Raw genomic sequence first — 16634 nt, 5'->3', positions numbered from 1 at the left:
TTCCCCTCTGCATTTCCTACCTTCACCAGGGATTACCAACCATTGTAAATCCAGCCCAATAATAAGGATGCATAAGTGATTCATCAGCACTGTCAGCAGGTAAAGGCAAATTCCCAACCACTCCTAAACCTTGCACTTGTCCATCCTTGACATAAATTTGCCCTTTGAGCATAGCTACCTGAGCCTGTCTGAGAGCTTCTGCCTTAATTGGAGCTGTCTTTAAGTTCTGATAAAATTTTGTCATCAACGCTGCTGTCCCAGCATCATTAACCGACCAAAGACTAGCAACACTAGTTTTCACACCTGCCAGCACTGCTAAACCCGCAAATCCCAGTTCGGATTCTTCATCCCCTAAAGCTGTTCTACAAGCACTTAGCACCAGCATTTCAACTTCAGGTTCATTCAAGCGCAACTGTCGTAATTGATTCAAGCGTAACTTGTCTTCCCACAGTTGAATATAGGAATTATTCAAAGCGCCGGTAGCAAAATCGGCATGGGTTGCCATGTGAATAATTCCAAAAGGTTGTTGGCGGCGGATAGTTTTGAGATTTTCTAAGGTGGCTTGCTTGTCTAACAATAATTTGCCTTGCCAGAGTTTAGATATTAGTGTTGATAACTCAAGGGGGACTGCTGGTAAAGGCTCTTGTCCCTGAGTACTCTGAGAAACTCCCAGCGCTAAAATTTGAGATTTTTTAATGTCTTTATAGAGGGTATTAGTCAGACTAAGACTAGGCATTAAGCCAATACTGTATTTTTCTACTAGAAACCCCTTTCCATCGTGAAGTGCTGCCATTGGGGTTGAACGTAACCCAATGTCTGGTAAAAAGACCAGATTGTTGATTCCTCTCGCCTGTAAATCTGCCTCTAATGGTGCAACAATCCAGCGATAAAGTTGTTGAGATGAACGCAAATAACCTGTGCGACGACGGTTTTGCGGACTAACGATTTGGTCACGAAATTCTTGAGCTACTTGGAGAACTTTGGCTTTAGTTGTTTCTGGGATGCGCTTGCGGATAGGATTACCTTTTCCGGTTACTACTACTACTTCTAGTTGGTCGCTATCCTTTTCTGCTATGGTATTTAACTGTTTCGTAAACTTTTGAGCTTTACCTAAATTTCCCTCTGGTAGAATTTCCACAGGGACAAAACTGATGTAGATAAATGCAGGTTTCACACCAGTAGCTTCTTCAATTTTGCGAGCAATTTCTTTGGCATCATCTAGGGTTTTGATTCTAGGGGTGGGTATGCCTAAATGGTCGGCAAAATCATCTGTGAAATTGTCTTCGGGAGTGGGATCGGTATTAAGAACGGGGTTCTCAATCTTAGGATTATTGGGGACAGGGTTATTCGGTTTACCTGGTGGATTGCATTGGAATGTGCAGGGGTCAGGATTTGGAGTAAATGTTGGGGTAGGAATCGGAGTAGGAATCGGAGTAGGAATTGGGGTAGGAATTGGGGTAGGAATTGGAGTAGGAGTCTGACTGACGTTGATTCCTATCTGTACAGGTGCAGAAGAGGAAACGCCGTCATTTGCACTAATTACAAAGGCATTTAGTGACCCATTCGTATCTGCTGGAGGTGTGTATACCAAAGTATCGCCGCTAGATAAGGTTGTAACACCAGGGATGACGGGAAGGCCATTGACACTGAGGTTTCCCGTATCCACCACATCAACCTTGATGGAGGTGATGTCATTATTAGCATCGCTAACGAGTGGAGCCAAACTAGAGAACGTCAAGGTCACTGCTTGATTAGTCTGGGTATTGGGTAGCGATGAGTTTGACGTTAATATCGGCGGGGTGTTGACAGATGTAATGGTGATTCGGGTTAGAGTGCCAGTAGCATCTCCACCATTTGGCAAGACTGGAAAGTTGCCAGAAGCGAGGATTGAAGTGTCTCCCGCATCAATTGTTCCGGCTGTGCCATTGGTACTCGTCGCATCACCTACGATAAATGGCACATTATTTTGACCACCATCATGTCGAATTGCCACATTACCTCCCGCAATCCTAGCGGTTCCTTCTCCTCCAAAATCCAAAATTCCGCCAGTAGCGATGGTAGTACCTGTGCTTCTTCCTTGTACCAGTCCATTTGTCAGCACTTGGACATTGCCACCTTGAACAGTGTTGGCATCACCAAAATCCCTTGTGGCCTGTGTGTTGATGCTGTTAAAGCGAATTGTGCTGCCAAAGGGATTGGTAGTTCGTAAAGTAACGTTGCCACCTGTAGCAATTGCAGTACCATCAACGTTAGTGGCTGTTGCTGAGGCGTCAATGCCGTCATTCACGGTGATATTATCTCTGGCAGTTAAACTAACTGCACCAGATTTAGCTGTAAAATCTCCACCTGGTACTGTCTTTGATGCAGATGAGTTAATGGCCCCTGTGGTAATACTGCCTGCTGTAGTTGTTACGATTACATTGCCACCTGTACCTGAGTTATTACCATTAGTTGCAGAGGAAGTAATTCTACTTATGATGATGTCGCTTGTGGCACTTAAATTCACCGTTCCAGCTATAGATGTACCACCATATCCAAAGCCAGTTGTATCCAAATTTCCCAATAATAGACTGGCTCCCGATATGGTAATGGCTCCCCCGGTTGTCTTGATTGTGTTGGCAGGATTGGCAAAGTTTACAGAACCATTTTGTGAAGCCAGGCTGAAGCTACCGCCATTACCCAAGTTTAATGTAGCGACACCAGGAGTAGTTACTAAGGGCGTAGCTCCTGTGATGTCATTGATGGTAATGTTGCCTGTAGCTTGTAAGTTAATATTTGCACCCGAAGCTGCGATCGCACCCCAAGAAACAGTGTTAGCCCCAATATCTGCATTGCCAAAGGCAATATTGCCTGCTGTAGCATCAAATGTCCCTACCCCACCATCGATAATGGTCAATGTACTGGGGTCTAGCAATAAAGTGCCAAAGTTGCCATTGACGGCTGAAGTATCTACTAAACCGTTAAAATTTAAGAAATTTTTGCCTGATACTTCTACAAAACCACCATTGCCGGCATTTGCTCCTCCACGAGCCGAAATGTTACCAAAAAGCTGGGTTGTGTCGTTACCCCAAATAATTACCCGTCCGCCATTTCCATTCAAATTACTATCAGCATTAATGACGGATTTTGAGTCCACATAAGTCCCATCTGCGTTGGGTAAAGTCCCTCTACCTTGATAATCTCCACCAATTAGCACAGTACCGCCGCCATTATTTCCAGAGGCGTTAATATTGGCATCAATCACCGCGACTTTTTTACCCAAAGCAGTTACCGTACCGCCTGTTTGACTCGATACATTCACTGTCCCAGCAACAATCGTTGTACCTGGAGTTGTGGGAATTGTGACATTGGAGTTTGTTAATTTTACAGTTCCATCAGGATTGGCTGTTAACCCTGTGTTACCCACTGTGAGCAATTCTGGTAAAGAGGCGATGGGAATTGTCCAGTTATTGGGTTGGTTGCTACTAGAGGCGAGGGGCTGAATTTCTAAACTTAAAAGATTTCCTGGCTGACTAAGACGCACCCAATTTTGTCCTGGTACGGATGTGACAGAAATCTGCCCTCCTGGTGCTGAAAGTTGCCCGGTGTTGACTACAGTACCGCCTAATAAATTCAAATTTTGCCCAGTACCTACTGCCAAATTTCCAGCATTTGCGATCGCTCCTGGCTGGCTAATACTAAAAGCAAATCCGTTGGGGTTTCCAACTAAGGCACTGTAGTCATTAACACCGATGGCATTGAACCAACTGCTACCAAAACCAATGCCATTCGCTGTTGTCACCGTGAAAGCACCAGGCACATTTAAACTGGCGTTTGCTCCAAAAATAAATCCGCCTGGATTCATCAAGAAAAGGTTAGCATTGCCACCTGTTACCTGAATTAAACCATTGATAACCGAAGCATTCCCGCCTGTAATTCGACCAAGGATATTTTGCAACGCCGGACTAGCTTGAAAGTTGGCGATTTGTTCTGGTAAAATCCCAAATTGTTGAAAGCTGTGAAAGAGGTTTGCATTATCACCAGAAATTGTGCCGCCAGTGATATCAAGTCGATTGCCGTTGGGAGTCACAATTGTACCTGTACCATCGTTAGCAGGAACTATTTGTTGTGCTTGGGCTAATCTGGGACTTACCAGCGAGGCAATAACTAGGGCTGAAGCGGCGATATTAGAGAATAGACCTCTTGCATAAATCAAAAATAAGAAAGAACCCCACCCCGCCAAAGCTACGCTTTGTCTCCCCTCGCGAACAGCGGGGAGGGGTTGGGGGTGGGGTGTTAGGGACTTTTGCAAGAGGTCTAATAAAAAAGATTTTTTGCGGCGTAATATGAAGCGACCTGTGGGCAATTCTACATCGATTTGTAACTTGTCTGCTAATCCGCGTCGCCAAAGTGCTTGAGCGATCGCTCGTTTAGACCAAAGTATTTGTTCTTTGTTTCTAGTAACAGAGATGCTTTGGGAATGATTTCGATATAAGTAGAGTGGCTGTTTAACTTGGCGTACCTGGGCTACTTCTGAAAGTCGGAGACAAAGGTCGTAATCATAAGCACTACCAGCAAAGGACGCATTGACACCTCCTACTCGGTCGTAAACTGAACGCCGCATCAAGCGGAAGTGAAACGTCATGAAGTTTACCAACAAACCTTCTTGAGAGTAAGGAATGTCACAACGATGACCGTAGCCCATAACTTTGCCGTCTCGATCAATATTTAAGTAGTCGGTGTAAACAAATCCCGTTTTTGGATGGCGATTAAGTACTGTGGCGGTTTCGGCGAGGGCGGTAGGGGCGAGGATATCATCACTGTCTACGATGCCGATGTAAGTGCCGCTAGTTTGGCCGATTGCTGCCTTACAAGCCGCAGTAACTCCTTGATGGTGTGCTTCGACTACCCGCACTCGCCCATCTTGTTGAGCATAAGCCTGAGCGATCGCCACCGATCTATCTGTAGAGCCATCATCCCAAATTAGTAGCTCAAAGTCTTGCCATGTCTGCGTTAAGACGCTAGCGATCGCTTCTTGAAGGTAAGACTCCCGATTGTAATTGACGATGACAATGGAAATCAGTGGTGACATCGAAGTTTTCCCAATTCTACCTGTTACCACAATATAATGCTAAGGACTATCACTTAGAATAATTCGCTGTTAATTATAGTTTTAGTTACAAATCTTTTGAAATTTGAATATCAAAAATATGATATTGAAATACTTATCGTGGGGATTGGGTACTGGGGATTGGGTACTGGTGACTGGGAAAAATTCTTTTAAGATTTGGTTGCGGTATGAATCCACGTACTTGTCTTCAAGGATACCCAGCGCTTAGTCCCTAAACCCCAATACTTCTCTACGAGAGGCTACGCCAAAGGCAAGCCTTGGCTCCAGCTCTATCGAGCGAAGTCAAGATGCTCGGTACAAGTTCCCAATCCCCAATCCCCATCAGCCCAGTCGTTAAATAAGGCACTCCACTGAAGAGAAATGAGAAAAGAAACAGAAACTGGTGTTCAGCCTAGAGCAACGACTCAGCAAAAAATTGTCTATTTATCTCATCAGTTAGACACTTGGCGGAGTTTGGCAACTACTAAATGCAGTAAGCACAGTTTCAGCTTTCGGTGTGGCTTGTTAATTCTGCCTGCGGTCTGGATTGTAACTGCAAATGAACTTAGAGCTAGAGCTAATATTTTTACACCTGACTCGATTCAAAATAGTAGTCAGTCAGAGTTACAAATAGTACAGGAAACACAACCTACCCCAGCAACTAACCCGAACCCACAACCAGAAACACTACAACGCATTCGGGTTCGGAAAATTCAGGTTGTAGGTAGCACAGTTTTTAAGGAAAATGATTTTAATCCAGTAGTGAAACCGTTTGAAGAACGGGACTTAACTTTAGAAGAAATCAGACAAGCCGCCGATGCCGTTACCCAGCTTTACCTAAATAAAGGCTATATAAATTCCAGAGCAATTCCAGATACTCAACAATCAAGTACCGCAGATGGTGTTGTGGTAATTCGGGTGTTGGAAGGGCGTTTGACAGAGATTGATATCCAAGGGACGCGGCGATTAAACCCATCTTATATTCGTAGTCGCATCCAACTAGGTGCTGGTATTCCTCTCAATACTATTAAGCTCGAAGAACAACTGAAATTGTTGCGACTCGATCCCTTATTTACAAATGTGGAAGCGAGTTTGCGTCCAACGGGTAAAGTTGCTCAAAGTATTCTCGTTGTCAGAGTTGAAGAGGCAAAAACTTTAATTGGTAGCTTGGGTGTAGATAATTATTCGCCTCCCAGTATTGGGGCGGAAAGATTGGGTGTTGAATTGCGATCGCGCAATTTAACCGGTATGGGAGATGAGTTAGCTGGCTCCTATTACCATACACTCTCTGGTGGTTCCGATGCCTTTGATTTTAGTTATCAGGTTCCGGTGAACGCCATGAACGGCAAAGTGCAGATTCGAGCGGCATTTAATCGCAACGAAATTACTGAGCCACCCTTTGATGCCTTTGACATTCGGGCAAACCAGGATCTTTATGAAATCAATTATCGTCAACCATTGATGCGATCGCCCAAAGAAGAATTTGCCTTATCTTTAGGATTTACCTATCAAGATGGTCAAACTTTCCTTTTTGATAACCTCGCAACTCCCTTTGGCATTGGGCCTGATGCCAATGGCGTTAGCCGCACCAGTGTAATTAAATTTGGTCAAGATTATATCAGGCGCGAACCTCAAGGAGCTTGGTTTTTGCGATCGCAATTTAATTTTGGCGTTGATATATTAGATGCAACTATCAATAATGACCCCATACCCGATGGTCGCTTTTTCAGTTGGCTAGGTCAAATACAGCGCGTGCAGCAACTCAGTAACGATCATCTATTGCTCATCCAAGCAGACTTGCAGCTTACACCAGATAGCCTTTTACCTTCCCAGCAATTTGTGATTGGCGGCGGACAATCGGTAAGGGGATATCGCCAAAATATCCGTTCTGGGGATAATGGATTTCGGGTAGCGATCGAAGATCGGTTTACAGTGCAGCGCAATGAATCTGGATTATCGACAATTCAACTTGCGCCATTTGTGGACATGGGAGCCGTCTGGAATCAGTCTGATAATCCCAATCCGCTACCCAATCAAACTTTTTTAGTGGGCGCAGGCTTAGGATTATTATGGAATCAGGCAATGGGAATTGATAATCTCTTTTTGCGCCTCGATTATGGATTTCCATTTATCGATCTGAGCGATCGTGGTAATAACGCTCAGGATGATGGCTTTTATTTTAGCCTTCACTATCAACCCTAGCTAAGGAACTTTCAGTTAAAAAACATTCTATCCCTGCGGGACGCTCCGCGAACGTCAGGGCGCAAGGCCTTCATTGGTGTCAACTTAACGCTAAACCCGCTTGGTGAAAACGTTTTGCCCTCACCCCCAGCCCCTCTCCCCAAGAGAGAGGGGAGCTAGACATTCAATTCCCCTTCTCCTTTGGGAGAAGGGGTTAGGGGATGAGGGCGTGAGGGATTTGCAAAACGCCTGTCTGATATAGTTTTCGGCTTAAGTTGACACGTATGCAAAGCCTTACGCTCCTATAAATCTACAAATAATTTGGGATAATTTATTTTTTGTTAGTGCCTAAAGACTATGGTAATCATAACTAATTATGCAGGCATGATATTATTTGAGCCGCATTTGAGCAAGTCGAGTTTAATCAGCAAAACGCTATTTCAGTTACTCCTTTTAGTGTTTTCCGCAAGTAATATGCCATTTGACCTACTCCTTTTGGTAGATAATGTACTTAATTCAGTATTTTCCACAGTTAATTATCTGTTCTTCTGCTTTATCCTAATATTCAACTAAAAAATTAACTTCTTTTTTCAGGAATTTAAATTTGATTCTGTGTATATACACAGAGGGAAAAGTTTTAGTTTATAAATATAAGAAGGAAAGAATAACAAAAGAAAACTTATGACACAACCTAACTCGCAAGACAAAAACAGCTTTCTTTACCCTCGTAGCCGGTATTATGGTAAATTTCAGCCAGAGAACTTAGTGTTTAATGCCAACCTCCAAGAATTCTCTCAAAAAATTAGTTACATCACTGGGCTAGAAACAGGGGGTAAATTGTCTCAGGAAGAGGCTTACCAGCAGATTAAGTCACTCTGGAAAGAGTTGAAACATAGCAAAAAGCAACTCTCTATTGGCGGAAATAGAGAAGTTTAAACTAATGTGAAGAAGGTATTGGGAATTTTTATTAAATCCATTGCAAAAATACTATTGCAAAAATACTTGAGCCGCCAAAGACTCAAGTCTCTAGCTAATAGTAAAAGTCCGTTAAAACCGACTAAAATTACTATCATTAGCCAGTTTCAAACGACTTGAGTTATTAGCCCAGAAATTAATTTTAGGGCGGTTTTTTGTCCTTTGTCAAGAAGTCTTCTTTTTCGTCATGTTAATTCTAGTAGTTACAGGTAACAAGTAATAGACACTGAATTTTGCGTATTTACATTCTTTCTCGTCAGATGTCTAGTTAATTACCTTCTAGCAAAGTCCAGAAATAGCCATCTGGTGCGATAAAGGAGAAACTCGTTTCGCCAAATTCATTACTAATAATGTCTGTAACTTTTTGTGCAGTACTCGCCTTGATGCGATCGCAATATTCCTGTATTCCCTTAACCCGATAGGTATATAAAGACATACCCAAGCTACCTGGTTGGGCGGCTTCAAAGCGCGATTCTAAATTAATAAATTCTGGAAATCGAACGATATAAAGTCTACCACTACGTGTAGCCATCAGGTCAGACTTAGAAGAGCGAGGATCGTCAAAGGTAGTGACAATAAACTTTTCACCAGGATTAAGGTCAAAAATATCTTTACCTGCTGGCGAAGATTCATAGCTAGTTTCGACATCATCACGCACACGCAGCAAACCCAAAACTTCTTCATAAAACTTCAGAGTTTCTTTGCTGTCATCTTGAACAATAATCCCCATGTGCGTAAACTGACTAGTCTTGAGTGCCGCATTGTGGTTAACTTGTCCGTAATGCGGTAGCGTATAGCCAAATCGTTGAAACAAAACCTGTCTAGCTAAGGGTTGTAGTAGCAGCATTTCTCGGACACCAATTGCTGGCTCAAGAAAAGGGCGGCTTTTTCTATCTTTGTTGTAGATGACTTCCCAATAAGGGCTAGAGTATCTAATAGGTAAACCTGCTGCTTTTGCATCCTCTATATGATTTAAAATACTCAAGACATCCGCAGTTAAACTTGTTGCCCAGCGATTTCCCTTAATTTTCATTGACGCAATTCCCAAACCTTCATTGGTGGGATTTTGCCAAACCATCAACCGAATCAAACCATGATCTGCATTTTGATGGTAAAGGCGAATTGAGCGTAAAGACGAATTCACCCCATATAATTGATGGGCTACATCTGCGGTTAATTCACCCACTTCACCAATGCGATAGCCAAATTGCTCCCAATAGTGAATTGCAGAAATTGGCTCTGGAATGCCGATACACACTTCATAAATACCTTCAATTGCGGTTTGTTGTTCGTGAGTCATAATCAGTGCTGAGTTGGGAGAGACGCGATGAATCGCGTCTGTACAAGAGTCAGAAGTAGAGACGGGATTCATCGCGTCTGTGTTTACAAAAGTATCTCTTAAAAAATCCGAAAAGCAACAACTTTATTTTGTAGCTTATGATGTACCTACAAAAGTGAGATTTAGCGATCGCAATCAAATTTTTCAACAGGAGTTAAGCTATGACGCAGCGACTGACTCAAGAGCAATTATCACAAATAGTCACAGAAGTAGAAGGTCTGCAATTGCGTCGGGAAGCGGAACTAGACCAACAGCAGGTGAGAGAAATTTTACAGGAGTTGAATTTACCGCCAGAGTTACTAGATGAAGCGCTGATTCAGTTAAATCGCCGCCAAGCACTGGAAGTACAGCAACGCCGAAATCGCTGGATTACCTCTGGAGTGGTGGTAATTATAGTGGTTGCGATCGCATCTACAATATTTTTCATGCAGCAGCAAAGTTTTACACTTTCCCGTGTTTCTGCTCAACAAGACCGCATCACTTTGACACAAGATAATGGCGGCGACTTAAAGACAATTTCTCGCCAAACCAATCCAGAAGTGTTGTATCGTGTCACTTTAAAGGATGCACCTTTGGGTAAAAAACTGGCTCTCTCTTGTAATTGGATTGACCCAAGTGGTCAAATTGTCAAGCAAAACAACTATCAAACCCGCGAGATTAATACGTCTGTCTGGGATACCCAGTGTCGCTACACTATTAACCCGGCTGCAACTGTTGGCAATTGGCAGGTGCAGATGTTCCTAGAAGGTCGGCAGATTAGCGATGCAACCTTTGAAGTTAAATAGTCCAGATGGGTATCCCGCATCACTTTCTTGGCTATTGGGGTTACGGCGCTCAACAGGAGTTGGAAGCGCTGTTAACTAGTGTTGTGAAAAACCTCGCCCCTAAAAGGGAAAATTCAAAGCCTTTTCCCATCTGGAATGTTGTTTATATAGAAATCGATGGAAATTCCAGAAGTCAACAAAATCAGGACTTACACGCTGAACACCTGAAATCTAGATCCCCCCTAGCCCCCCTTAAAAAGGGGGGAACCTTGAAAGCCCCCTTTTTAAGGGGGTTGGGGGATCTCTTCTGTGTAAGTTCTAAAAATCAAATTGCTGCTACTTCAGCATCAGGATTATTTAGTTCACCCGATGCTTGGGTAAGTCTCCAAGAAAACAACTGCCTAATTTTGGGAAGAGAACCTTTCGGAAGAGTTCCTTTGTATTGGACTGTGCAAGGACAAATAATTTGGTTTGCATCCCAACTGCAATTACTTTTACCGATTTTGCAACAGTCAGAAGTTAGCATTCCTGGGTTATATGGCTATAGCTGTTTTTCTTACGTTCCTACACCCTTAACTCCTATTAAAGAAGTGTTTGCAGTGACGGCGGGAACTGAATTAGTTTGGCAGAGCGATTGTCAATCAGGTATTCTGCAAACACCTGAATCTAAAAAAATCCACACGTGGCGGGAAGCGCCAGAACAGTTAACAGATGAAGCTACAGCAATTACTGAATTGCAAACTCTCCTTAAAAACTCGATTGAGCGACAAATTGCAGATTTAAAGGATGAGCCTGTCGGGGTGTTTCTCTCTGGCGGACTCGATTCTTCAGTGGTGGCGGCGCTGCTAGTACAAGCAGGGGTGAAAGTCCGCGCCTACACTTTAGATTTTGGTGACGCAGGTATTCCAGAATATCGCTATGCTGAACAAGTCGCCGAGTTTCTCAAAATTCCGCTAATTAAAGTTGCAGTAACCCCAAGTTCGATCAAGAATGCCTTAATTCCGACTGTGCAAGCATTAGATTTGCCCTTTGGAGATGGTGTGTGTGTGCCGTTGTATCTCTTATCTCAGAGGGCTAGTCAGGAAACTCAGGTAATTTTTAATGGTGAAGGTGGAGATCAATTGTTTGCCGGTTGGACGAATAAACCTTTAATTGCCGCAGGTGTTTATCAAGCAGAAAATCCCGCCGGACAGGAAACTTTTATCCAGCAATATCTCCGCACCTTTCACCGTCTTGGGGGATATGAATCTCAAGTTTATCAGCCGGAGGTTTATGCACAGATCCAAAATTTGCATCCTGAAGATTGGCTGTTGGCGGCTTTAGATCGCAATGAATGCCCATCTTTGCTGCATCGCCTCCGCCGTGCTAGTTTGATGCTCAAAGGGGCGCAGAATATCCATCCCCGTGCGACTGCATTGGGGTTTGCTCATAGATTATGGGTGCGATCGCCTTTTTGTGATTTACCTTTAGCTGAATGGACATTCCGCCTATCTGGAGAACTCTGTTTGCAAGGTGCTTGTGAAAAATATATCCTCAAACGGGCTGTAGAAAATTGGCTTCCGCCGGAAATTGTCTGGCGACAAAAACGTGGTATGGGGGTTCCTTTAACTTCTTGGTGTTTAAATGATTTTTGGCATCAACTCGGCATTTGGCTCAATCCAGAAAGACTTCGCGCTCACAATCACTTTTATCCTCACATCGCAGCACAAATCGTTGAAGGCAATCTCGGAGCAGCTATTCAAGGCCGTCGGATTGGTGAAACACTCTGGTTACTAATTATGTGGCAACTTTGGCGATCGCACGTTTTAAATGAAAAACAAAGTAAACAATCTTGGGATCATCCCTTTTGGTTACATCGTTGGCTATGGAGAAATTACAAAATAATTCGTAATTCGTAATTCGTAATTTACTGTATCAGTGTTTTTGGTAAATGGTATCAAATAATTTAAGTCAAAATCGTCTTAATCCCTTATTCTCCAAGGAAGTTGCTCAGGAGTTACTGAATAACTACGGTTCTCCGCTTTATGTTTATAATGGCGATCGCTTGCGCGAAACTATTGAGCGGATTAGCAAAGCAGTCAGTTATCCGCGCACGCAATTTCGCTTTGCCAGTGTTACTAATGGCAACATTGCACTGTTAAAAATTTTTCGTTCATTTGGATGGGGACTTCACGCCAATACGCCAGGAGATATTTATTTAGGATTGCAAGCTGGTTTCGATCCTAGTGAGATTGTTTATAGCGGCAGTAATTTGAATCAGGCTGAGATGCTACAAGTTTTGAATTGGGGAGTTACAACTCTCAATTTTGATAGCCTCGCTCAATTACAGTTGTGCTGCGAAGTTTTGCCCAAACACAGAGAGAAATCGATTCGGCTAGGTTTACGCCTCAATTTGCCGGAAATTACTGGAGATAGCCGCATTGGTGTACGTCCAGAGGAATTTGGTGATGCGATCGCTTTAACTGATGAGGTGGGATTAAAGCTGAGTGGTTTACACTTCTATCGAGGGACGGGAACTAACGCCACAGCAGCTTTTACCCAAGCGATCGATACGGTAATCGCTATTGCACAAAAGTTACCAGATTGGGAATATTTAGATTTTGGTGGTGGCTTTGGCTATCCTTATCACCACAACAAAACAGCCTTTGACTGGGAAATATTTGGGGCTGAATTAACCGAGAGAATTACTCATTTAGGACGGAAAATTGATTTGGTGATTGAACCGGGACGAAGTGCGATCGCAGAATGTGCAACTTTGCTTGCTCAAGTTGTTTCTGTAAAATGGCAAGGAGAAAAACAGATTGTTGGAGTTGATACCACCGTTGCTAATCTTTCAGTACCCTCAGTACACGGCGGCTACCGAGAAATTATTACTTGGAAACAAGCAGACAATCCATTCACAACTGATATTTGTGGGAACACCACATATTCACGAGATTATCTGGGGAAAAATTGCCAACTCCCAGCGCTAGAAATTGGTGATATCGTTGCCATTCTAGATGTCGGTGCTTATGGTTATGCGATGTCGTCTCACTTTTTACACCGCCCTAAACCTGCGGAAGTCTTGCTAGAAAATGACAAACATCGCTTGATTCGTCGGCGGGAAGACTACAGTGTTTTACTAACAAATCAGGTGCTAGATAATTAATATCCAACAACCATTATGAAATGTATTAACTGCGGAACTGACAATAAACTAAAAGATCGGACAGCTAATCAAGGTCGGTGTATAAAATGCAATCATCCCTTTGCCTTTGAACCGACTAGTATGAGTAATATTCAGATTACTGATCCTTTTTTTGCAAAGGCGATCGCTGACATTTCTGCAAATAACACCTTATTTTTTACACCCAAGCAACTGCTTTATTTTTTAGATAATCGTCTAAGAAAAACCTCAAAGTCAATTTCACGATTTGGCTGGTTACTTCCTTTTTTATTTATTAATTTCGTTACATCACTAACGATTTTTATACCGATAATAGTAAATCTTGCATTTATTAATTTCTTTTATGCAAGTAGCAAATCAACTAAACTCAATCTTGTAAGTCGCAAACAGAATGCGAGGAATTTACAAATTATAGGAGTAATTATCCTTTCCATAGGAATTCTGGCTTTAAAGTCATTTACCCTCTTTGTCATTATTGTGCTTATGGGAATGCTACCTATATATTTAGGAACTCGACAGCTAGGGCGAATTCAATTATTAACACAAGATTTTTTAATTTCTGAATCTCAGATTAACGATTGGCTAAATCGCTGGCAGCAAATAAATGGTTCCATTCTCAAAATTCTTCCCTCACCAAAGCAGGAAAATACAGCAGCCACGATTAATCCTGATGTAACCGCTTACAGTTTTGATAGATTAGTCGTTTGTGATACTGCTAGTATTGCCCAACTATTAATTGCTAATAATTTTCACTTTGAAAATAACTGTGCAATTCTCAGCATTACTGGATATCCCCAAAGCATTTTTGACACCACAATGCAAATGCTGCGCCGCAATCCCGATTTGAAAGTCTATGCAATACATGATTGCAATCCACGAGGAATTGGTTTAGTTCATAATTTGAAAACCAATGCTAATTGGTTTCTCAATAACGAGATTGCGATTATTGATATTGGACTAACGCCACGTCAAATTATCGCCACTAAGCGCGGAATGTTCATTCAATCCTCCCCAGAGTCGGCGCAAGCAGCTAAACAATTACCTGAAGAAATCCGTCAAAGTTTATCTGCTGAAGAATTAGCATGGTTAGAATCGGGAAAGTTTGTGGAATTAGAATCTTTCACTCCCCAAAGAATAATTAAAGTTCTGCAAAAGGGTATTGCTGGCAGCCAAACTTTAGAAAGTGATGACAGTAGCTTGCTTTTAGTCGGCAATACAGGAAATGATATGTACGTTGTTGAAAGTTTTGGTTAGTATTCTCATTTCAATTGTAGGGGCAATTCATGACCATTGGTGTCAACTTAACGCTAAACCCGCTTGGTGACAACGTTTTGCCCTCACCCCCAGCCCCTCTCCCATCCGTGAGAGGGGAGCTAGACATTCAATTCCCCTTCTCCCAAGGGAGAAGGGGTTAGGGGATGAGGGCGTGAGAGATTTGCAAAACGCCTGTCCAATATAGTTTTCAGCTTAAGTTGACACCAATGATTCATGACTTGCTCCTACATGAATAAAGTGCAGTCTAAGATAAAATTTATTTAATTGATCTCCAGATTAGATTTATTCAATTTGTTGGTTTAACCAAGCTTCTAAATCAGAAATAGCTGAAAAATCTAACAAAGCCTCTCCTAACGCCTCCAATTGTTCAATAGATAATCCTTGAACTCGCTCAATAGTAGATGAATCAATCTCACCAAAACGGCGATTTAGTTGACGTATAATTAAACGTTGTTCGCCTTGTTGTACAGCTTGCTCTCGATCTTGTTGATAAAGTGGTTGTAATCGCATAATTAACTCCCGATCGTCTTCTTCTGAATTTTGATTAACTTGCAAGTTTTGCCGCAAGTTATAAAGTAATTCTAGCGTTGCTCTGCGAAATGGATGATTTGATGATAGTGCTTCTAATTCATCTATTGCTTGTTTTTGTACTGTTCCTCGACCGAGAATTCTTAACCACAGAGTTTCTTGGGTGCGCGGTAACTGGTGAATCGCAACGATCGCAGTCCGCAAATACTCTGCGATAAAATGTACTCCAGGTAGCCAATCTACTTTTTGAGTAGCACCGAATCCTGACAGCAGTGTTGTAGATGCTGTTGGGGTGAGTATCCATAATTTGGGAAGTTCTAATTCTGGAATGGAAGTTTTATTGCGATTTGCTTGACGTTGTAATCCACCCGTTACTTCTAATAATTTTAACAGACAATCACAAATTTCTTCTTTTGATGCAGCGTTACGGAAAGGTTAAACAATGGCTGTGTAGCGGCAAATCTTCCTAATAATAGTAGTGTTTCTAAATTAGTGCTTTGTTTTGTTAAAGGAGAAAATAAAACATCGATTTCTCGAACTTCTCCCGCCACACGGCTAGAACCTTGCACTTCTCCATAAGGTTTTAATAATTCTTCCAAATAATCTTTTGCAAATTGATCATGGATAAATCTAGTCATTCAGCCAAAAAAGATTTAGGCAATAGTGAAGTATGGTACTTATATTACCGTCAACTTAGAAGTAAGAATATCTCTAATATGTATAATTTGTAATTTATCTTAAACTTCTTTCCATCAGCATTTGAGGTTCGACATTCTCAACATTAGCGATCGCTTCTAACTGAGAAATACTAGCGATCGCATCAACAATCCTACCTGATTTGGCACGCAACCAAGCGGTATGGGGCGCATAAGCAAGCCTTTGTGCAACTTCATAACCTGCTCGATTAATTACCTCGCGTTGCGACTCCACATCAACGCTTTCAGCAAAGCGGATAAAAACCAGTCCAGTTGGTACTGCTAAGGAAGCATTGGATTCTAGTGTATAAACCGGACTCAATATACCCTGTTCTGATTGATTGGGTTCGCCTGAAAAAACTGCGATCGCACCGTCGTTAAGTCGTAAAATTGCCCCTATTGCCACAGTGCTGGGTTGATTGTAATGTACTGCATAGTACCCAGGTTTACGAGTGTAAGATACAGCAGTGCGTAGGCTTACATCGCCACTAACGCGAATTTGTTCAGGATACTCAGAAAAGTAGTCTTTTTGAAATCTCACTTCAACAATCAGGGGTAAAGAATACGCCTGTAAAAAATACTCAGCCGGAAAATAAAACATCTTTCTCAAGTTCTAATGATG

General features: G+C 42.3%; 9 protein-coding genes and 1 pseudogene. 6 read left to right on the top strand and 4 right to left on the bottom strand.

Annotated elements, in window-relative coordinates:
* Positions 1-22 precede the first annotated feature (22 nt).
* Entirely contained in the window at positions 23-5071 is a 5049-nt protein-coding gene (locus CDG76_RS23000) for a CHAT domain-containing protein (protein ID WP_094351239.1), read from the bottom strand.
* Between the two features lie 399 nt (positions 5072-5470).
* On the opposite strand from CDG76_RS23000, the gene CDG76_RS22995 reads away from it, so the two are divergent.
* Positions 5471-7291 (top strand): ShlB/FhaC/HecB family hemolysin secretion/activation protein, encoded by a 1821-nt coding sequence (locus CDG76_RS22995; protein WP_094351238.1) that lies wholly within the window; start codon positions 5471-5473, stop codon positions 7289-7291.
* Between the two features lie 660 nt (positions 7292-7951).
* Entirely contained in the window at positions 7952-8206 is a 255-nt protein-coding gene (locus tag CDG76_RS22990) for a DUF7219 family protein (protein ID WP_094351237.1), read from the top strand.
* Between the two features lie 307 nt (positions 8207-8513).
* Here CDG76_RS22990 and CDG76_RS22985 read toward each other — a convergent pair whose 3' ends face one another.
* Entirely contained in the window at positions 8514-9545 is a 1032-nt protein-coding gene (locus tag CDG76_RS22985; protein ID WP_094351493.1) for a VOC family protein, read from the bottom strand.
* A gap of 200 nt (positions 9546-9745) precedes the next feature.
* Here CDG76_RS22985 and CDG76_RS22980 point away from each other — a divergent pair, with 200 nt between their 5' ends.
* Genes CDG76_RS22980 through CDG76_RS22965 form a run of 4 tightly spaced genes read left to right on the top strand, consistent with a single transcriptional unit; the run spans position 9746 to position 14768 of the window.
* Positions 9746-10369, top strand: coding sequence for a DUF3859 domain-containing protein (locus tag CDG76_RS22980; protein ID WP_094351236.1), 624 nt, complete (start codon positions 9746-9748; stop codon positions 10367-10369).
* A 5-nt stretch (positions 10370-10374) separates the two neighbouring features.
* Positions 10375-12246, top strand: a complete 1872-nt coding sequence (locus CDG76_RS22975) for an asparagine synthetase B family protein (protein ID WP_094351235.1) — start codon at positions 10375-10377, stop codon at positions 12244-12246.
* 32 nt (positions 12247-12278) lie between these two features.
* On the top strand, positions 12279-13496 hold the full coding sequence (locus CDG76_RS22970; protein ID WP_094351234.1) for a diaminopimelate decarboxylase family protein: 1218 nt from the start codon (positions 12279-12281) through the stop codon (positions 13494-13496).
* 15 nt (positions 13497-13511) lie between these two features.
* Positions 13512-14768 carry a hypothetical protein gene (locus CDG76_RS22965; protein ID WP_094351233.1) on the top strand — a complete coding sequence of 419 codons (1257 nt, stop codon included), beginning with the start codon at positions 13512-13514 and terminating at the stop codon, positions 14766-14768.
* A gap of 303 nt (positions 14769-15071) precedes the next feature.
* Here CDG76_RS22965 and CDG76_RS22960 read toward each other — a convergent pair.
* Positions 15072-15955: pseudogene (locus tag CDG76_RS22960) on the bottom strand (DUF4351 domain-containing protein).
* A gap of 94 nt (positions 15956-16049) precedes the next feature.
* Positions 16050-16613, bottom strand: a complete 564-nt coding sequence (locus CDG76_RS22955; RefSeq protein WP_094351232.1) for a hypothetical protein — start codon at positions 16611-16613, stop codon at positions 16050-16052.
* Positions 16614-16634 lie beyond the last annotated feature (21 nt).

This window comes from Nostoc sp. 'Peltigera membranacea cyanobiont' 210A (assembly GCF_002246015.1).
Classification (GTDB): domain Bacteria; phylum Cyanobacteriota; class Cyanobacteriia; order Cyanobacteriales; family Nostocaceae; genus Nostoc.
The sequence above is the reverse complement of the archived record's forward strand: the minus strand, read 5'-3'. Positions and strand labels throughout refer to the sequence as shown.